Below are 19,676 nucleotides of genomic sequence, written 5' to 3' on the forward strand. Positions count from 1 at the left end.
TTAAAGTTTTATCTATTTTTAATGAAGAGTAATAACTTAAACTAACTATATTCAGTTATTTCATATAAAATCATTATTTTACCGCCTTTACCTGCAATAATTCATATAGGTGGACAGGACTTGAAAAACCCTGTGGTATGACACTGCCCATAGGTTTGAAATCGAATTCACGCTGGACAGCCTTATAAACTTCTTCGCTTGTTATAATCTGACTACCGTAATCTTTGTTCAAAGATTCAAGACGAGAAGCGAGATTAACGGTCGCGCCAAATGCGGTGTAATTTAATCGATCATTGGAACCCACATTACCAATAATACAATTCCCGGTATGTATTCCAAATCTGGTATGAAATTCCGGTAAACCTTTTTCTCTCATTCGGTAATTAAAAACATCTAATTTATCTTTACAGCATAGTGCTGCCAAACAAGCATTTTTAATATGATCAGGATCGTCATTCGGTGTATTCCACAAGGCCATGACAGAATCTCCGATATACTTATCAACGATACCTTGATGAATATTAATGATATCCGAAATAATAGTAAAATAATCTGACGTCACATTCAATAAATGTACAGGCGTCAGTTGTTCGGCATAAACACTGAAATTAGCAATATCGGTAAAGAGAACCGTTACATTTTTTGAACGACCTCCTACCTCAATTGGAAGTGGAGATTGTAAAATTTTCTGAACTAGTTGCTTGGGAACATATTGACCAAATGCTTGTAAACTTAAACGCATTCTTTCTAATGAATGTGCAAGCTGTTTTATCTCAATAATACGTGAATTGATTACAACAGGATAATTAAGGTTCAAGGCTCGAATTTCGTCTGAGACTGCGGTTAATTCAATAATCGGCTTAGATATTCTTTTACCGATAATGCGAATAAAAACCACTCCCCCAAAAATAATCAACATCGATAGAAGTATCGTTTCAATTAAAATCACATCCGCATCGGCATTTAATTCATCTATTGGCGCCGCTAATCCCAAATATATCCCATATGTATCAAGCGTTATAATTTCTGAAAGGTAAGTCATATATTCACGATCATCAATCGTATGAATACGCGGAATTTCAATTGAGCCCTTATCAAATCTCATTTGGATTTTCGACAAAATGGGGTCATCATGATCATGAAGTGAATTCGGCGTTATAGAACCATCTTGTCCAAGAGATGTAATTGGAATGGAGGGATGTGAGATAATTTGTCCATTAGATGTAAAGATAAAGGGTACTGTGTCCGGTGTTATTTTTAGTTGCTTTACCGCATTAGCAATTCGGTCCAAAGAAACGTCAAAACCTATAACACCTTGATTATCTTTCAAAGGTGTTGAGATGTTCAAGGTTAAGTGATTTGTGAAAATGTTAGGTCGAGGTTTGTTAAAAACAGTATCGTTTACTTCAACAACATCTAAATACCAATCTTCAAACTGTGTCGTGTCTAAATCGAGCTTTTCTTTGGTTTGCCAAACAACATTTAAATCATCATCAATAAAGTACCAATGACGAAAATCCTCATCATGGAATTTGTCTGTAAAAACCAAAACATGTTTAGCTTCCGCAGGCGCACGTCCCCTTGCCAAAGATCCCAGCGCGGTAAACGTTGAACCTCAACAATATGCAGCTTTTCACCATTTCCTGACCCAATATGCCCACTTATCAAAGAGTTATATTCATGAAGAATTGATAAAAAATTCGATAAAATTACCTTTGAAATTGGTAATTCACCATCTGGAAAAAAATCAATATCAGCATAATCACGGATCGTATGTTCTATGACGGCTACGCTATCTAACTGCTGACGCATATTCGCCGCAATATTCTCATCGGTTTGAAATATCAGTTTTTGAGTTTGCCCAAGACGCGCGCGCATATTGTTGGCATAATTTGTTAAGATTAATACGGACGACAAAATAAGCGCTAGAAAGATGAATATCGTTGCAATCTTAACATGAAATGGATAATCAATATTTTTGAGAAAAGAGGACACAGATATAGCTCTCGTTCATGCTGAAGTATATTTAGTAACATGAAAAATTGATCAAGCCGAAAACCTTCGGGGAAAGGCATCTTCGACTTGATCAACAATATGATGGATTAGTTCCCCGGAATAGGAACGTTATTGTCATTTTGGTTCGCAACCGGACAGGTGCTCACCTTACCTCTTTGTAAAGCACCGGGTGCCTTACGGGTATCTGTGACAACAAGAGTGTCTCCATCACGTACTTTAGCATGAGCTTTGTATTTCTTATCAAAATTAGTCCATGCTGTTTTAAAGGTAATTTGACATAGGCCTTTGCCCTGACCTTTACATTTGAAACTTTTGACATTTCCGGATTTTACATCCTTCTTATTATAGGCGACGGCCATCACTTTATCTTTTGCATTAAACGATTTTACGTCGACCTTCTTTTCCGTGCAGTTCAACACATATACTTTTGTTTTTGCCTGTGCAGTATTTGTAAATACTGAGACAGATAATGTCATTGCAACCGCAGTGAATAGAATTTTAAGTTTAGTATTCATTGTCATATTTCCTAATTTTTGTGATGAGTTCTATTGAACTGCTTTAACCAATTGTTTTGCGATTAACTTGGCGATGCCATTGGCAAGTTTGTTGAAATCTTTTGCATCTGGTGCGATTGATTGACGGAACACGCTGTTTTTTCCTGCGATATCAACATCAACAATCAAAACAGGTTGTTCACCAGATTTACCACCAGAAGTGATACCTTGAAGGCTGCCTGCAGCCCCTAGCGAATTGATTTTAAAGGATGATGATGCAGCTGCCTTAATAGCTTTTTCGACACCTGAATTTGCAGCACGCAAGCCTTTAAGAACACCTTCTGCTGTTTCCAAAGCTGCTTTTTCAGTGACCATTTCAGCTTGTAACGCAATTACTTTTGGTGACGTGTTTGGCGCATTTTTGGCAGCTTTCTTAGCTGCTGCTAAAGCCCAATCTGCAGATTTCTTGGCGACGCGAAGGCTTTTTTCCTTTGCTTCATATTTCGCCAAGTTTTTGGTCGCTTTTTTAGCCTTTTTAGCTTTAGCCTTTTTCAAAGCTTTTTTCAGATCTTTCTTTGCATCATGTGCTTTTTTCTTAGCTTCATCAATTTCACGCTTCAAGCTGGCAACTTTGCGCTCAGCTGACTTGATAGAACTAACAGCTTTTTCTTTAGCTTTTTTGGCTTCAGCTACGGCACGGTCAATCTTCACATTAAGGTCATTTACCTTGGCCTGCGCATTTTGAACATCTTCCTCCGCTTTCTTAAGCTCTTTACCGGTTTTCTTTAATCCTTTTAATGATGCATTAAGCAAGGCTTGAAACGCTTTTGTATAATTCGCTGCAAGAACAGCTTCAAAAGCAAAATCATTGCTAGGATCAAATTTCAATCCGCCGGATTGTGCATATAAAGAAGATTGGAATGCACCACCAAAATTTGTTTCAGATTGAAACTCAAAATTGCTTGGCGACAAAGAAACAAGATAACTTTCATTGAAACCTTTAAACAGTTCCATCGCACCACTTAGTTGAAACTTTTGATCAACCTTAGGTCCTGCCTCAATCAATAAAGTTGCATCTTCTAACTTTAACGGTCCTAGTTTGAATGGACTGATAGCACTATTGACCTGCAAGCCCTTCGTACTTGCATAACCTTTGACCAAGCCAAGGCTGTTTCCTTGAACCCATAAGGAACCATTCAAAGCCATCCCTGCGCCATCAATAGCAAATTTTTCTTTCAAATCAGGTGGTAAATCTGCACCTGGTGTCATAAAAGCAAATTCTAGATCTCGAAATTCAACCTTTGCCTTTTTCAGGTCACCACTTTTAAGTTTCACAACTTTTCCCGCCTGAACCATCAAGTCTGAAATAGGTAGTTTGTCTAACAACCCTGCAAAGGCCATAGATTCAGGCACAAAGGCAGCACCAGGTTGTAAAACCATATCAGCTGCAACTCGTACGTCACGTTTCCCCATTTTATAGGTACCATCCATTAAAATATCGAAGGCACCAGTTTCTGTAAGGCCAACAGACATAAACGGATTAATAATATCAAACCCTTTGATACCTGCTGCATTTTTCCAGGCACCGCGCATCGCACCAGCAGCTTGAACAACCAAACCTGCATCGGATGTGCGATATTCGAAATCCACGTCAAAGATCATAGGGTTTTTACCGCCCTTTAACTGAACGGCGGATGAAATACCAATACCGGAATGATCGGAAGAACTATCAATAAAGAAATTGGTTTCAGCATCAGGCATTTTCTTTAGAAAACTAAAGCTGTTTCCTGCAGTCGTTTTCAACGGAGCAGAGATTTCGATATCTTTTGGTCCGCCAAACACACCACCGATAGATCCTGATAGATTTACGGTTTCTTTCATACCAATAGTTTTCAGAGCACTTTTAATCTCTTTTGGCATGGAAGACGGATTAAAGACGGTTTCTAAAGTAACGCCATCAACCAATTCCAGCTTTTCTTCACCAAACGCCCCTTCTTCCAAAAATTGTTGAAGCGCTAATGGTAAATCATCTACAGATGCTTCGAATTCCTCATTGGATGAAAACAAGGTCGCGCGTGGAAGCGCAATTTCATTTAACAAACCTTTCTTTATGCCGATCAAACTTCCCAATCTCAGAGGTTTATCTAATCGTAAGGCAACGATCCAATTCTTGGGATCATCATTGTTGAAAACAACAGCATCAACAACTTGCCCCTGAAACTGAACTTGTCCACCAATAGAGTTTTTGGAAATTGTAGGTTGCGCTACTTTGAACGTCTTAACACCCGGAATTTTCTTCATCTCAGGAATGGAAGAAAGGGCCAAGGTACTGTCAGGTGCAGATAATGTGAAATCAGTGATTTTCTTGTCTTCTATCGCCAAATCAATAATGACATTTTTAGGCTGATTTCCGAAAGCGCCACGCACCATACCATCAAGTGAAATAGCATATTCACCTTTGGCAAAGTTCATATTCATGGAAACATCTTCCAGGTCCAAGAATGGTATACCAAAAGCATTATCCCATTTTAACTTACCTTCTTCTGAAGATGTGAAGATAAAGCGTTTTTCCTGAAGCGCGTCTGCATCAATGGTGCCTCCAAATTTAAGTTTTCCTCCGCCTAATACTTTTGGAAACTTAATGGTGATATCTTCTGTAGCTGCATCAAGGAAAATAGGTAAAGTCGATAATCCCGCTTCTTTTAGCGACGCCTTAACATCAAGTTTTTCTTCCTCTGAAGTAGTTGTTTCCTGTGCAAAAGCAACAGGGTAAGGTGATGTGATTGATATAGTCATCCCGATAGCAGCAGCGGTAAATAGCCGCGCGCACTGTTTTCTAAGTGGATGTTTCCCTTCAATTTTCATTAAAAAATCTACCCTCTGTAAAATCTGTTTTTATCCATGCCCTATTTCACCTAAGTCAGATCAGGGAAAGAAATCAAATGGCAAAAGTGCCAGTAGACGGGTCAGGTAAAGGTCGGTACAGATTTTCTTCGATACCTTCAAAAACTTGGGTTATGCGTGGTTGGTATCTGAGGGACGCATATGTCAAATTTGGTTTTAAGGATGTCTTTAAAGTGATGGTGGATAAAGGCAGCTTATTTGCTGTGGTATTTTTTGTATTTGGCGCTGTGGGTTGCACATCCACAAATATTGGTAAAGAGGAAGAAAGAATTTCTTTAACTCAATTGATTGAGGAAAAAGATATATCCTCAGAGACAGATCAATTTTCGGCCAATGGTATCAAGTATATCGAAGAAAACGACTACAATGCAGCTCTTGATCAATTTAATAATGCGTTACGACTAGCTCCTAGAAATTCATCACTAAATTTCTTTGCTGGCCTAAGTTATCACCTGTTAGCTTTAGAGGGTGATGAAGCAAAGTTTGTAATGGCAAAGCAAGGTTATCAACGTGCTATTTCACTTGATCCATCAAATTGGATCGCTCGTTTTCATGCAGGTTTGTTAGAACTAGATCAACGTAACTACCGTGATGCGCAAATTCTCTTTGCTGAAACATTGATTTATACACCAGATGAAGCTGATGTTTTATTCTATATGGCGAGTGCTTCCTATTATCTTGGAGATTTGGAAATAGCTGACGGTGTATTAAACCAGCTTTCAAAAATTGAAGCGAATAGTGAACGATATTTGCAAGCAGCTGCACTCGTAAAAGCTGCCTTAAATGACGAAGTTGCAGCTGAAGAGTTAAAGAAGCGCTTAGACCATATTATTAAGGACAAATATCAATCAGGAAAGCTTCAACGTCGCATAAAAGATTGGCAACGTTTCTACGATAGAAACCATCAAACGATCGCAAATCTAAAGCCGAACACCAGCCTTTCCGGTGAAGGCCAAACTTTCATCAATTCCTCAAATAATCAGATTGAAGCAGAAATTAGGGCCGCAGAAGTTCTTCCTGTTGTTGAGACGGCGGTAGAAACTGAGGAACTCGAATCAGAAAATACCAATGAGGAAGCACAAGCATCATCCCCCTCACCTCTGTTAGAAAAGCAGATGGTAATTGTAGATGTTGTGATCATTCGTACCGAAGAAGATTCATCTACATCTCAAGGAATCAATTTGTTAAATGGTTTAACTGTTGAACTAGGGAGTAACAATCAGTCTACAGCAGGCTTATCATGGGGGGATAGTCGTTCAAAAACTGTCGGCAGTTTTACAAAAACCATCACAAAAGCCTTAAATATTCCTTCCATTACTTATTCACTGAATATTGCCAATTCGGCAAATTCCAGAAATGAAATCCTCGCGCGCCCAACGTTAACTGCTTTAAATGGCGCCCAATCTGAATTCTTTTCCGGCGTAACTATTCAAGCACAAACCTTACCATCCACCGCAGGCGGTACAGGTGAAGCGGTTTCTATTGAACAGGATGTGGGCGTAAAGCTGGGCGTTACACCCGAAATTCAGGAAACTGGTCAGGTAAAGATGCAAGTATCAGCCGAACGTACATTTTTAAACACACCAAATAGTAATATTGTTGGTTACACTTCAAAGGTAGAAACAAGCCGTACAACTGTAAATGCAACAGTGATGATGAATTTCGGTGAAACGTTGATTTTAAGTGGATTAAGCGAAAAAGAAACCGAAGTTACCAGAGATGGCGTTCCTGTCTTACAAGAAATCCCGATCGTGCAATATTTGTTCAGTCAAAAAACCACAAAAGATTTTAATAAATCTGTTTTGTTACTGATTACCCCTAGATTGCCGGAATATGTCTATCGTTCGTCCATTGCCGGAGCAAAAGGCGAAGCAAATGACAGCAATGATGCCTTGGATGAGTTTCGCTCTCGATATGCAGATTGGTTCAAACCATATCCAAGCTGGGCTTCTATTTTCTATCAACTACAAAACAACTCACTATATCGCGAATTTAGAACCGGTGATGTCACCATGGAAAACTGGAAAACCAGTGAAAAATTCGAAGACAGATTATCTGAGATGGTTAACTTTCTTTATTATTGAGGCGAATTATGAGAGTCACAGATACATTTAAGACTCAAAAACCTTATAGAATAACTTTGCTATCTGGATTTTTGATCATATTAGCATTCGAAAGTTCATTTGCATGGGATCGTAAAGCGAATGACACCATCTTATCCGGCAATGATTGTCCCCAATGCGATCTCAGATATTTCGAAGCAACAGAGAAGACTTTTATGAATATGAACCTCTCAGGTTCATATCTTTTTGCTGCTGAATTTCATGACGTCACCTTCTCAAATACCGATCTTAGCAGCGCTCAACTATCATTAATGGATCTAAGAGATGGCGTAATTGAAGATAGTGATCTAGAAAAAACAAATCTGGAGAAATCCAAAATCGTCAATACCAGTATCACAAATAGTCGATTTGGTTTTGCTTTCGCTCCCGAAATTCATATTGCACATTCTCGTATAACATCAAGTTCCTTTGACGAAATAACTTTGGACAAAGCAGTTCTGGAAAACTTACAAATACACCAGTCGGATTTCCGTGGTGCAGTTTTGTCAAACACCTCAATTTCTAACGTATCCTTTAGTGAAGGAACTATAGAAGATGCTGACTTTTCCAATTCAATACTGGAAAATGTAGATTTCACAAAAATCAACCTCGTCAAAGCCAACTTCAAAAATACAACGTTAAAAAATGTTATCTTTTCAGATGTGGACCTACAGGATTCAAAATTCGAAGATGCTAATTGCATTAGATGTGGTTTCTTAAATACAAACTTAATGCAATCGAACTTTTCGAACGCAAACTTAAGTGGGGTAATACTTCTAAACACAGCCACGGAAGATATAAATACATGTCGTGCACGTATGCCCAATGGTCAAGTTAACGAATGCTGACATAATAACTACTTTTCAAATTCCGATTAATATCTTGTATATTTTTCTCCTTTATTATACCCAAAGAATAGATTGCGAATAGAATAATGTGGATCGATTTGATGGTAATGGGCGATTATGACGAGGTTGACCACGTCTTAAATTCTTCAAATGAAGAAGAAGCTCGTACTGCTTTGTTATTTTTGGCAAAGCGTATGCAGAGCCCCGGTGCAGCCCTCTCAATCATCACCGATGTAAAAGAACATAATACAGAAGATTTTGTTGTTTGGGCGGATGCGAGACATCATCAAAAAACACCAAAAGCCGATTTTGATCCATTAACAGCTGCGCGTTTCATTTATCAAGCAGCTCCTAAATCACTTGTAAAAAAACTCTTCACAAAAGATGGACCATTCCGTATTTCTCGGTCAGCTTTAATGTTTCCCCGCATTTTTCAAATGATAAGAAAAGTTGAAAACCGTTTTAACTTACGTCCTCTACATGATGTTTTGATCATTCCTTATTGGTTAAACAACGAGCTATTATTGCTCACTATTGGTTTTACAAAAGTACCAACCAAAGAAGAAGTCTCAAATATTATAACCCTTGGCATGCTTTATCTCAGAAAATGGGGCGGTAGTTTAATTGAAAAGTCGAGTGAATCTAAAACGGAAGAAGACATCGTAAAGCTTTCACATGATGAACTTGAAGTAATCAAATGGACTGCAGCTGGAAAAAGTATGCGTGACGTATCTGACATCACAGGTATCAAATATCGGACCGTACGTTACCATTTAGAAAACGCACGTGATAAATATGATTACGCAACTGTACAACAAGCCGTTGTAAGAGCCGCCGTCGACTATGGCTTGTCCCCTACAGGTGAGATGTAATATCTGCACTTTTACAACATCTTAATTACGCTCTAATACTCATAAATACCTATATTGAGTAGCTAGAATCTAGTATCTTCAGAGGGTCCTAGATTCATTCTTCATAGCAAGTCATATTCAATAAGTATGAAGCCTCAAATTTCAAATATCATAAAAAACTATCTGCTCATCTAAGACATAAAGCTTGCACTAAACCATGACCATAAATGTTATCTTTGCCCGTCTCACCCAAATCTATACTCACACGTTTCATTAGGCCTAACATAACGGATGAAGGCATTTTTTGATTTTTAGAAAGCAACAAAGCCGCTGAAGCAACGGCGTAAGGAACGGCATATGATGTTCCAGATACATAAGAAGAACCACCGTTTGAATTCGCAGCCCAAATATCAACACCCGGGGCAGCAAAATCAATATATCCACCTATATTTGCCGCGGAAAAATTACGTTTACCTGCGTCAATAGCCGTAACAGCAACAACCCCTTCAATGTTAGCCGGATAGGACGGTGGCGCTGAGGCACCTTCATTTCCAGCAGCAGCAAAGATAAGATAGCCTTGTTTAATTGATAATGAAAAAGCATCTACAAGCACCTCATTTGCTCTTGGGCTTGCCAATGACACATTAATCAATCGGACTTGATTTGCCATCAACCAATTCAATCCGCGTATAGTTTCCTCAACACCAGCTAGAATTTGTCCTCCACTTGTCTGTCGAAGAGAAATCGCATTGAATATCTTAATATTATTCATCAATCCTAGTTGCCCATTTTGATCGTCTTTAGAGCTCAAAATTGAGGCAATAGCGGTTGCATGACTTAAGTCGGGTTTAGATTGATCTAGAAAGTTGCGACTAATAACTTCCACTTTTTTCAACGCAGAATGATCAGTTTTAATTGCTCCGTCCAATATACCAATAGCCAATCCTTCTATACGTTTTAAACAAATATCCGAATTGATTATATCTTTGCCCGATTGCGGCCAATTGATTTGCTTCGCAGCGTATAATCTAGGCTTTGCAGTTTGCTGAATATCATTTGATGCATTCAAATCGCTATTAAAATCTATCGTGAGATCAGGAAAACTTCTACGTAAATCAGCTATCAACTGTATGTTGTTACTGCTGCGCACAGATAACATGACACGTTGCAATGCTTCTAAGTTACTTTCTCTGACAATTTCTGCAGACAATTTTTCAAGTTCTGAGATAATTTCCGAGCGTCTTTTTCTATCAAAAAAAATCAACACGTTTCGCTTCACATCTAGATCAGAATATATCAAATCATGTCCAGCGCATGTTTTTATATTTATACCAGTCCTGACAAAATGTGAGGCATTACTCCTCTCAGCTAATACCAAGTTATACTGATGGCCGGATTTCACAATATCCTTAGGTAAGCGAATAGATATATGTGTTTTCTTTATACGTATAACCGGAAGCAAAACGGCTTTATGATTTACTTCAACAGCCACTTTCTGTGGATCTAATCGATCAAGGTTGCGGCCTGATATGGAAAATACATTCCCAACATTAATACATGCTCCCACATATTGATTTAAGACTGGCTTAAAGCTTTGGTTACCCCAATTTGGAAGCAGTTCATGTGTCTCTAAACCTCTAACCGGTAAATCTGGTTTGATAGGTCGGCCTGTTGGATCTTTAGGCCATTTCTCGCGATATTCTTCTCGATCCTCCTGAGAAGAATATCCCCTATCAAACGTAGAAATATTACTGTCTCTATCGCCCACAGCAGGGTCAAATGGACGTTCTTCTCTATCATCTGTTTCGTTTATAGTTTGACTATGACCAGTAGCCATTATCGAACTAAGCCCTAAATAGATCAGGATCGTCAAAAGAAAGTAAAAATAGCGTATCATGAGACTAATTTCGTGTATCGATCTGAACCGATTCAATCAAACTCTTATATGCCTCTAACTTTTGCACGATTTCATCTACATCACCTGTTACGGCCAATTGATACACACCCAAAGCAGATGGTCCATCTACAATATGCGCATCAACCGACAATAATAAATCGCGTATACTTTCTTCACGCGCAGTAGGGTTGAAAGTCACTGATAATATCGTGCCTTTAATGAAAATAGCCGAGGCACCAGCCGCACTCAAGTCATCCTGCTGCAGTAGTTTTGGTGCAAATACCGATGTTTGTATGGCAAGCATCAAACATGCTGCAACGGCGACAAATTTCCATTTCCGATTATTTTGTTCCGGTGCAACTTTTGATCTCGCCTCTTCAACAATTGAGCTAGAAACCTGATCTTTATGTATCTGCTGCTGTAACTTTTCCAATCCTAAAGATCCTGGAGATTCTTCAGCATCAACGGCCTTCATTGAATCATATAACTTTTGCAGATATGATAGCTCTGATTGCAATCTTTTATCCTTTGAGAGCGCGTCTTCTATTTCAGCTCTCTCTTGTCCAGACAAAGTTCCGTTTACGTAAAAAGGCAGCAATTCTTCAATCCTCTTCGTCATTTTCCTTCTCCCATACGACCAGCAAGACAACGTTTCATTGCTTGCTTTGCATGGAACATGCGGGTTTTGACGGTATTTTCAGGACAATCGACAATTTTTGCAATTTCTCCGTATGATAGATCTTCAAAGAATGCCAGCTGCATCACCATACGTTGTGCCACTTTCAATGTCTCTAGACAATATGTGACATGCCTGTTTTTTTCCTGACTAAGTAAACATGCCATTGCATCTGGGTTAGTATCCTCAAGCTCTGGCATATCTTCGTCCGACATGGGCACAGGTGTTCTTTTACGTAACCTATCTACCGTCTTATAATACGCTATTCCAAATAGCCATGTTGAGACCTTTGAACGGCCTTCAAAGCTATCAGCTTTCCGCCATACTTCCATAAAAGTCTCATGTAGTATGTCGGAAGCTTCAGAGGAATCGTTCAATTTTGACTTAATAAAACGATAGAGTCGATTTTCATACATCATATAAAAATCGGCAAAGGCTTTCTCATCGCCTTCGCCAATTTTTTTCAATAAAACCTTAGAATCTTCATTCATGAGAATAGGTCTTAAGGTACAAACAATGTTTGAGTTTCAGAAATAGCGAGAACACGCCCTTCCCTCCCAAATGCACGGATATACCAATCATAGCGTTCACCTGATTGAAGATTATCCAATGATAGATTTGTCAGGTTCATCTTCACATCTGTACCAGGTACAAGTCTCCCTGTGATCCTTTGTCCAGTTTGCACAGAAAATACTTCTAGTTGATATGCAAGAGCACCGTTGACAGGTTGCCAGCTAAAAGTTGTCTCCTTTGTCAGATCAGCATTATTGGCAGGGCCGTTCATCTCCATTGTTTCACGATATTTACCATCTGTACTTTCAAGTACGAAATAACGTAATTCTGGTGCAGAAACATTTGCGTCAGTATCTTCAATGATTAAAACTACCTTATGCAAGCCATTTAAATCGCTTGGTAAAGGTGGGCTTACGATTTGTGTCTCCCCCTCTCCGGTGCTTACCAATTGCTGACGAATACGTTTCAACAATCGGCCATTGCTACCACCAAGACTGCCCGTTGGGTCAACGACGCGCCATTCACCACGAAATAAACCGCTACTACGGAATTTTACTTTTGCAACAGCGCGAATTTGATCATCTTTATTAATAACAGCTGTATGGCTATTATTGGAAAAAACCAGTTCAATACGTCTTAAAGAAAGCTGACCTGCAGGATCAGCCCCTAACGCCACATTGGCACTGCCTGTGCTATTACCTTCCCGATCTTCAAAAGTACGTGAAATTCTGACACTGCCAGCGCTTGCTTTTGCAATCCGTGCTGCAATTGCGGGACTAATTGTAAATGTATCACTAAAAGTAAACGTGCGTGTCTCATTTGCAGCTAACGTTGTATTAAGACTGAGAGATGATCCAACTGTATCTACACTCACCCCATTAATCGTTAATGATGCATTATTGGAAAGAATAGTATCTGTAGCTGACCCGCCACCAGCAGGATCAAAAAAACGTGTTACAGCCCAAGTGATTGTCACCCGGCTACTACCTTTTAAATTGACCTGCACGACAGACGGCGATGCATTAACAGCAGTTACATCCGCCAATGCAGAATTTTGAAACAATAATATTATTGCAAATAAGCTGAAAAAATACTTAGTCATTGCTATATGCCGATGTAATACGGAGCTGCACAAAAACCTGATAAACTTTCTCATCTGTTGTACTGCTTGAATTTCCAATTTTATCCTCCATCGACCCTTTAGTAACAAAGCTAATATTTGGTCGGTTTACCTGAGCTTGGGTAAGCTTCCATTCCAGCTCACCACTTAAATAGTGTTCATCAGGTCTGTCGTCTGAACCACTTGCAAGGTTCAAGTTATAATCAAAATTAAAATCTAGCTGATCTTCTATCAGTTCAGAATCACTACCAAATCTAAAATTCGTATCATAGAAATTATTATTTGTTGTTTCGTCTCTATAATTACTTAGCTCAATTCCACCATTAACTTCCCAAGTATCTGATATCGTCCAACCGGAATCAAAACCCAAAATATGGTTCACAGTATCTGATGAAGCATTCGTATAATCTTCAAACTGTTGATAACTATATTCACTAGACCAATACCATTGGTCATAATTGGATCCGCCCCCAAACGAAATAACCTCAGTATTATTGTTTGTATCCCCACCTGAATAATTAGCAGGCGTTTTCTTACGCGACATATCTGCAATAAATGTAGATAGAGTTAAGTAAGGTGTCCCAAGCCAATCTAGATCACCTGTTTGCTCATCAAATCCGTAACTAAAATTAGCTTCAAATGTTGCTAGCGCATCGGTTGGCATGCTCTCCAAACCATCGACATTATTTGTTTCATAGATTGCTAAAAGGTTAGTCGCAAACGCCCCCCAATAAAGGTTTGATTTCAAACTTGTTGCCTCTCGATCAGAGACACTATTTTGATTTGCAAGGCTTTCGAAGTAAGTGCTGATTCTTTCATGACTCACCCCCCAGGTAATATCGGCGTTTTCGCCCAACCATTGCGGACTTTCCTCAAATAATCTTGCATCATATTCAACAGACCAAGCATCACCATCTTCTTCTTCAGCAGCTAAATCACCATCAGCATCAAATTTTGACTGGCTATATTCCATACGCAGATTAGCATTTAGAGTATCAAAACCTTTTTCTAATACGCCTGCCCATCCAGAACCTTCAGTTATGATGTCTTCGCCAGATGTCCCAATACCACCATCTGCACCTTTGCCTTCATAAAGCATAGTCGTAATTTTCAACGCATTATAATCAGATGAAAATGGCTTAAAGGAAGCAGCAATACCTTGTACACGATCAGTTGCATCGTTTAAGCCTGTAATATTATCTGCCCCAGAAAGTGCCTCTGGACTGAAAGCAAAGCCTTGCGCCTCAAGACGACTATTAGCTGATCCAATTTTCGCAGAAATGCCACGTTGATAAAAGTCATTGATTAATTGGCTCTCAAGACCTGTATCATGATGCCCCACCTTAACTCCGCCATTGATCAGCTCATTTCCATAGTTCAAATCTAGACTATATTCACCAACGTCAAAAATATTCTCCGTTTGCGCGAAGTTCTTATCCGATTGTAATAGATAATTACTCCGGAAATTCATCCCCCAATTTCCGCTGTTAACACCCGTTGCAATATCTCCTCCGCCTGACGCAATCATACGTTTTGGTGCAGTATCTTCCTCCAGATGTTGAAAAGCGCGGTAACTCAGCTCAACAAGATTGTCGCTTCTTAAGTAACTCTCCAATGCGCTTTGTTCATTAGATACAGGCTCGTTCGCTTCACCGACAGTAATTTCAAATTCCCACTTTGCCTGCTCAACAACAGAACCATCATCCTGAAACTGAACTAATCGCAATATATGTGAATCTTTTTCTAGCGGTGTCACAGGTGTAAATACAAAATCCATACCGTCCAGAGACATATAAGACGTAATATCAACGCCATCTAATTCGACACCTAGTGTCGTTAACACCAAAAAATCCAAATCGTCAGGTAGATCAATACGCAGATTTGACGTACCACTTGACGGAGGTGAAAAGTTCGCCTCTATGTCGGCATTGGCAGGTTGATACCAAATGCATGACATAAGTAACACCATTCCTAGAATGGATTTCTTCATGATTTTTCCCCGTTCATATATCGCATTCTTTTCCCCAAAAGATGACCAACTTTTGCTGTTTCACTCCATGAAATGCAAAATATCAATTTCTTGCGATCTAATTGCTTAATTCTTCAAGCACTTCCTGACACTCAGATAATGCTAATATAAGAATTTCGTTAGATTGCAAAGCTTTTCCTGTTCTTAACCCTACTTAAACAGCAAAACGGTCGCCCTTAAAAAAGGGAAACCGTATGCTGAGAAATGTTATTTCCTTACTGTCTTGTCGTGCATTCTGTATTGCTCGCACATTTCTTTAATGTTGTCGTACCTGCACGGGTTGGTTTTGTTGTAGTCGTTGATTGTCTTTCCGGTTTTACCTGCGGCTTTGGCTTCAACATAACCTTGTTTTTCTTAGACTGAGCTGTCCCACGTGCTTCATTACCATTTTGATAATTAATACTATCTTTACCATTCGAACCAATTGGTGCGACAACAACCGGAGTACAACGGTGATTGAAGGTCACATTATCAAAATCTTTCCAATCTCCCCAAGTATCACTACCGTCATTCTTGACCTGTGCTCTCACTGTTAACTGATGACCGAAAGTCTTATTAATGGTTTTCCATTCTTTGAATTGATATTGGTTCATCTTAGCGATAAGCGGATATTCAAAATCAAAATGTCGATTTAACTGATTAGATGAATCATAACTAATTTCATTGGAATTATGGACGACGAAGTTAGGAGCATCGCCGATTTTAAAACGAATTTTTCCTTTACCTGCACCGCGATAATTCACTCGAATTGTTGGGTTCTGATCCGGAATACATTTTCCGATATAATGAGGTATATTATTTTGAAAATCTGCCTTATTCAAAATCAAAGGTTGATTGTTATTAATGGTTGGGTTTTGACCTAATTGACCAAGTTGTACATTCACTGCTGGTCCATCATTCAAGCTCTTATCACCAATATATTTAATCTTAACGGGTGCTAGCTTAAGAGATTGTTTTTGTTGCTTTTTACTATAGTTACTATTTTTCCAACAGCCACCTAATAGAGAAATCGGAACCTGAACGGTATAGGTATGATCTTGTTTATAAAAATCAATTTCTTTACCACCACCATTAACATATTGATTAGCTTTACTTTCCAGATATGCAACAGGATCTAACTTAACGGATGGATGACCATTTTTAATCTTATTCAATGGCACATTAAAATGTGTCGCCGGTGCGTTTTCGATTATCCCGCCATGCTCGCCATTTGATACAGCAACCTCATCACCATGAAGCGTCAAAGAAACATTCACATTATCTTGAACTATTGAGACAAGACCATAGTAAATGAATGACATATAAGCCGTATGGTTTTTCTTACATGTAATAAGCCCATCCACCTTAATATTCATTGATGAACTTGTTGGCTTCACATCCAGCTTTGAAATATGTTTGTTATTACTTTTATTTTCTAAAGTAATAATCGGTGCGGGATTCAATATATTCAAGTTAACCGTCTTAACTCGTTCGACTGCATGGCTAACACTTGCACCGCCAACAGCAAACAACAATGCAGCACCAAGAAATTTACTCGCTCGTTTCTTCAACTTTCCAATCCTTCTTCATATCAGGAAGCACACTATGTGGCTTTAATTAACCCCGCCTCTGCATTTTATGTCGTAACCATGTTCACAATGGTTCAAAAAAAATTAACCCCGCAAAATATTATATTATTCTAATTTAAAATCATAGGTATCATGCTGCCGACCAGTAAGACCGCCATTGTGAGGTTGAAGATAGTTGTACGGTTTCCGTAAGACAGGAACCGATGCAACACAACGCCGGAAAGCGCCCATATACTTATTGTGGGAATATTTACGATCGCAAATAGGACTATAAGAAAAATTAGATTGCCAATGTAATCTTCAGGGACAGTGTAGGAAACCGTCACAATTAACGCGACCGCCCATGCCTTGGGATTTAACAATTGAAAAAATGCAGCCTGCATGAATGAAATTGGTTTGGAAAGTTCAGACTTGCCGTCACCAATAGATCGGCATGTCGCGATACGAAAAGCAATCCAAAAAACATATAAGCCACATATGATACGAAGAACCGTATAAATAAATGGATATTTTTCAAGTATTTGACCTAAGCCTAACCCCACACCTAAAACCATAGAGAGAAAGCCAACTGAAATACCAAAAATAAGAGGTAACGATTTAAAAAAACCAAAATTCACCCCTGAGGCCAATAACATAAAATTTCCTGGACCCGGCGAAATCGACATTACAAATGCAAACCCCATTAAAGCGAAAATCATCTCAACAGTCATAAATTTAACCCATATCAAAACTTGAATCTTGATCCATATTGCTGAAATTAGGTTTCATTGTTAATTTCCGAATGTCTGTATTTTTTATCCGAACGTCTAAAGAGCTATATTTTGCAAAAAACTGATCTCCTATCCGAAGTATTTTCAACTTTAAGAATCTCAAGTGATATTTATTTTCGCACTAGGTTTTCAGGCTCTTACGCTGTTGCGATCCCGGAAGAAAAACGACGTATTCGTTTTCACATAGTCCTTAAAGGAACATGTTGGCTCTGTATGCCAAATGGGACAAATATTCTACTTAGCGAAGGTGATATTGCTCTCGTTCCAAATGGTGTTAGTCAAAAAATACAAGCGATACCTGAATTAAAAGCGATCAATCTATCTGAGTTACTTTCTAATGGTTCACTAGATAACGGCATGTTAAAGATCGGTTCGGGTGAAGATGCGACGTCTCTATTATGCGGCTTTTGTCAATTCGATGAAACATTAGATCATCCGATTGTATCTGTCTTACCCGACTTTATCCATTTAAGGCATGAAGACTTACAATCATCCCCCTGGCTTATAACGGCAATGAAGCTAATATCTCTTGAGGCCAATTTGAACAACCAAGGTTCAACTGCTGTTATAAACAGATTAATCGAAATAATCCTTATTCAAACCATCCGGCAAATGGCGAATGATAACAAGCAACCGTATAATGGTTTTCTGAATGCCTTGCTGGATAGCTCACTATCGAAAGCTATTTTCGCAATTCACGCCCATCCAGAGGAAAAGTGGCGCGTAGAGGATCTTGCTAAATTAGCTGGGATGTCACGTGCTAGCTTTGCTAAGAAGTTTCAATCCGAAATAGGAAAACCACCAATTGATTATCTAAGAGATTGGCGTTTATTACATGCAAGGCAATTGCTTAATAACACCAGCGATTCTTTGGATGAGATTGCCACTAAATGTGGATATGAATCCCTACCTTCTTTCTCAAAACTTTTTAAACGTAAGTTTAAAATAGGGCCCAGCGCCTATCGGAAGCTTGATACAAACAGTCAAATGAACTTAGATTAACGTATACAAACAGTTTATTTACAGCCTGATCTAAAGAGCTTTTTCTCTTCTTCTTTTGTTAAAGTCCTCAATTCTTGCTTACCTTCGGCCCAAAGAAGCTGTGCAAGCTCTAGCTCTTTCTCACCTAGTGCATCTAGTTTTTCATCGCAGTAAGGTAAGTTCTTCAATGCAAGATCGAAACTATACTGCGGTATCAGGGGTGTTAGCTCCGCCTTATTAATTTTCTTGGCAATAGATACAAATTCATCCTCGCCAACCCATTTCTTCATTTCTTTACGTTTCTGTATAAGAAGCTGTGCCATGAAGATATCGGCATTATTAACCGCGAATATATTCAACACGTATGGAGAGGGCACTAGCCCCTCTCGTATCACAAACTTTAGAATTTTCCGTCTCTCTGCCTCAGGTATCTGAACTGGCTGTGTCTCTTCTATATGCGGAGGAGACAAAATAAATGCCAGTTGTTCTACAAATGCAAAATCTGGTTTTTCTAACTTGGACTGTATCTCACTAATTAAGATCAATCTTTCTTGTAAACGGGTCGTTCTTTCAAATCGATCAACAAAATGTCTGGCAGAATTCTCCACTTGATTCTGCCAAATAATATTAAACAGCATGGTGCAGGAAAATAAAATTATACCTCCGCTAATCAACGCATACGGTATTGTGGATACAGATATGCCGTCGCGGATAACGACCCAGCCACTATACCCCCCAATGGCAAGTCCCCATAACCCGATGAGAGGTACAATTAGTAAACCCCATCCTAAAGCAGTCCAACCATTATCGCTCACCTCTGACTGACAATAGATCCAGCAAGCAATGACCAGACAGATTATCGTTATAACAATCAAAACTTTTAAATCTTTGGACATGTATCTCTTTA

16 protein-coding genes are annotated in these 19,676 nt (G+C 38.9%); 4 read left to right on the top strand and 12 right to left on the bottom strand.

What is annotated here, in order from left to right:
* Positions 1-73: 73 nt before the first annotated feature.
* From ACOQOA_RS04790 to ACOQOA_RS04805, 4 genes are all read right to left on the bottom strand, one after another.
* Positions 74-1,549 (bottom strand): adenylate/guanylate cyclase domain-containing protein, encoded by a 1,476-nt coding sequence (locus ACOQOA_RS04790; RefSeq protein WP_420547510.1) that lies wholly within the window; start codon positions 1,547-1,549, stop codon positions 74-76.
* Positions 1,483-1,917 carry a hypothetical protein gene (locus tag ACOQOA_RS04795; protein ID WP_420547511.1) on the bottom strand — a complete coding sequence of 145 codons (435 nt, stop codon included), beginning with the start codon at positions 1,915-1,917 and terminating at the stop codon, positions 1,483-1,485. The genes ACOQOA_RS04790 and ACOQOA_RS04795 overlap by 67 nt, the downstream gene beginning before the upstream one ends.
* 185 nt (positions 1,918-2,102) lie before the next feature.
* Positions 2,103-2,531: a hypothetical protein gene (locus ACOQOA_RS04800; protein WP_420547512.1), complete on the bottom strand. Its 429-nt coding sequence runs from the start codon at positions 2,529-2,531 to the stop codon at positions 2,103-2,105.
* Positions 2,532-2,561: 30 nt separating this feature from the next.
* Positions 2,562-5,306, bottom strand: a complete 2,745-nt coding sequence (locus ACOQOA_RS04805; protein WP_420547513.1) for a hypothetical protein — start codon at positions 5,304-5,306, stop codon at positions 2,562-2,564.
* A 146-nt stretch (positions 5,307-5,452) separates the two neighbouring features.
* On the opposite strand from ACOQOA_RS04805, the gene ACOQOA_RS04810 reads away from it, so the two are divergent.
* From ACOQOA_RS04810 to ACOQOA_RS04820, 3 genes are all read left to right on the top strand, one after another.
* The gene (locus ACOQOA_RS04810; protein WP_420547514.1) at positions 5,453-7,498 is read left to right on the top strand and encodes a hypothetical protein; all 2,046 of its coding nucleotides are present in this window, start codon (positions 5,453-5,455) and stop codon (positions 7,496-7,498) included.
* 8 nt (positions 7,499-7,506) lie between these two features.
* Positions 7,507-8,364, top strand: coding sequence for a pentapeptide repeat-containing protein (locus ACOQOA_RS04815; protein WP_420547515.1), 858 nt, complete (start codon positions 7,507-7,509; stop codon positions 8,362-8,364).
* An 86-nt stretch (positions 8,365-8,450) separates the two neighbouring features.
* Positions 8,451-9,236 (top strand): helix-turn-helix transcriptional regulator, encoded by a 786-nt coding sequence (locus tag ACOQOA_RS04820; RefSeq protein ID WP_420547516.1) that lies wholly within the window; start codon positions 8,451-8,453, stop codon positions 9,234-9,236.
* Between the two features lie 166 nt (positions 9,237-9,402).
* Here ACOQOA_RS04820 and ACOQOA_RS04825 read toward each other — a convergent pair whose 3' ends face one another.
* The 7 genes from ACOQOA_RS04825 to ACOQOA_RS04855 form a co-directional block, all read right to left on the bottom strand.
* Complete coding sequence (locus ACOQOA_RS04825) at positions 9,403-11,052, bottom strand: S8 family serine peptidase (protein WP_420547517.1); 1,650 nt, start codon at positions 11,050-11,052, stop codon at positions 9,403-9,405.
* Positions 11,053-11,116: 64 nt separating this feature from the next.
* Positions 11,117-11,731 carry a hypothetical protein gene (locus ACOQOA_RS04830; protein WP_420547518.1) on the bottom strand — a complete coding sequence of 205 codons (615 nt, stop codon included), beginning with the start codon at positions 11,729-11,731 and terminating at the stop codon, positions 11,117-11,119.
* A complete protein-coding gene (locus ACOQOA_RS04835) occupies positions 11,728-12,279 on the bottom strand; it encodes an RNA polymerase sigma factor (RefSeq protein ID WP_420547519.1) in 552 nt (183 codons plus the stop codon). Before ACOQOA_RS04835 ends, ACOQOA_RS04830 begins: the two co-directional genes overlap by 4 nt.
* A gap of 11 nt (positions 12,280-12,290) precedes the next feature.
* Complete coding sequence (locus ACOQOA_RS04840; protein ID WP_420547520.1) at positions 12,291-13,403, bottom strand: hypothetical protein; 1,113 nt, start codon at positions 13,401-13,403, stop codon at positions 12,291-12,293.
* Positions 13,396-15,411: a hypothetical protein gene (locus ACOQOA_RS04845; RefSeq protein WP_420547521.1), complete on the bottom strand. Its 2,016-nt coding sequence runs from the start codon at positions 15,409-15,411 to the stop codon at positions 13,396-13,398. The genes ACOQOA_RS04840 and ACOQOA_RS04845 overlap by 8 nt, the downstream gene beginning before the upstream one ends.
* 254 nt (positions 15,412-15,665) lie before the next feature.
* A complete protein-coding gene (locus ACOQOA_RS04850; protein WP_420547522.1) occupies positions 15,666-17,000 on the bottom strand; it encodes a hypothetical protein in 1,335 nt (444 codons plus the stop codon).
* 128 nt (positions 17,001-17,128) lie between these two features.
* Positions 17,129-17,728, bottom strand: a complete 600-nt coding sequence (locus tag ACOQOA_RS04855) for a LysE family translocator (RefSeq protein ID WP_420547523.1) — start codon at positions 17,726-17,728, stop codon at positions 17,129-17,131.
* A 111-nt stretch (positions 17,729-17,839) separates the two neighbouring features.
* Here ACOQOA_RS04855 and ACOQOA_RS04860 point away from each other — a divergent pair, with 111 nt between their 5' ends.
* Positions 17,840-18,790, top strand: coding sequence for a cupin domain-containing protein (locus tag ACOQOA_RS04860; protein ID WP_420547524.1), 951 nt, complete (start codon positions 17,840-17,842; stop codon positions 18,788-18,790).
* Positions 18,791-18,804: 14 nt separating this feature from the next.
* On the opposite strand, the gene ACOQOA_RS04865 is transcribed toward ACOQOA_RS04860, so the two are convergent.
* The gene (locus tag ACOQOA_RS04865) at positions 18,805-19,665 is read right to left on the bottom strand and encodes a hypothetical protein (RefSeq protein ID WP_420547525.1); all 861 of its coding nucleotides are present in this window, start codon (positions 19,663-19,665) and stop codon (positions 18,805-18,807) included.
* Positions 19,666-19,676 lie beyond the last annotated feature (11 nt).

The sequence above is a fragment of the Curvivirga sp. genome, from assembly GCF_965219885.1.
In the GTDB taxonomy this organism is placed as follows: domain Bacteria; phylum Pseudomonadota; class Alphaproteobacteria; order UBA8366; family Aestuariispiraceae; genus Curvivirga.

What these genes read in the sequence shown, in the direction of transcription:
- ACOQOA_RS04800 (WP_420547512.1), bottom strand. Translation starts at nt 2,531, where the DNA reads ATGAATACTAAACTTAAAATTCTATTCACTGCGGTTGCAATGACATTA.
- ACOQOA_RS04805 (WP_420547513.1), bottom strand. Translation starts at nt 5,306, where the DNA reads ATGACTATATCAATCACATCACCTTACCCTGTTGCTTTTGCACAGGAA.
- ACOQOA_RS04810 (WP_420547514.1), top strand. Translation starts at nt 5,453, where the DNA reads ATGGCAAAAGTGCCAGTAGACGGGTCAGGTAAAGGTCGGTACAGATTT.
- ACOQOA_RS04815 (WP_420547515.1), top strand. Translation starts at nt 7,507, where the DNA reads ATGAGAGTCACAGATACATTTAAGACTCAAAAACCTTATAGAATAACT.
- ACOQOA_RS04820 (WP_420547516.1), top strand. Translation starts at nt 8,451, where the DNA reads ATGTGGATCGATTTGATGGTAATGGGCGATTATGACGAGGTTGACCAC.
- ACOQOA_RS04825 (WP_420547517.1), bottom strand. Translation starts at nt 11,052, where the DNA reads ATGGCTACTGGTCATAGTCAAACTATAAACGAAACAGATGATAGAGAA.
- ACOQOA_RS04830 (WP_420547518.1), bottom strand. Translation starts at nt 11,731, where the DNA reads ATGACGAAGAGGATTGAAGAATTGCTGCCTTTTTACGTAAACGGAACT.
- ACOQOA_RS04835 (WP_420547519.1), bottom strand. Translation starts at nt 12,279, where the DNA reads ATGAATGAAGATTCTAAGGTTTTATTGAAAAAAATTGGCGAAGGCGAT.
- ACOQOA_RS04840 (WP_420547520.1), bottom strand. Translation starts at nt 13,403, where the DNA reads ATGACTAAGTATTTTTTCAGCTTATTTGCAATAATATTATTGTTTCAA.
- ACOQOA_RS04845 (WP_420547521.1), bottom strand. Translation starts at nt 15,411, where the DNA reads ATGAAGAAATCCATTCTAGGAATGGTGTTACTTATGTCATGCATTTGG.
- ACOQOA_RS04855 (WP_420547523.1), bottom strand. Translation starts at nt 17,728, where the DNA reads ATGACTGTTGAGATGATTTTCGCTTTAATGGGGTTTGCATTTGTAATG.
- ACOQOA_RS04865 (WP_420547525.1), bottom strand. Translation starts at nt 19,665, where the DNA reads ATGTCCAAAGATTTAAAAGTTTTGATTGTTATAACGATAATCTGTCTG.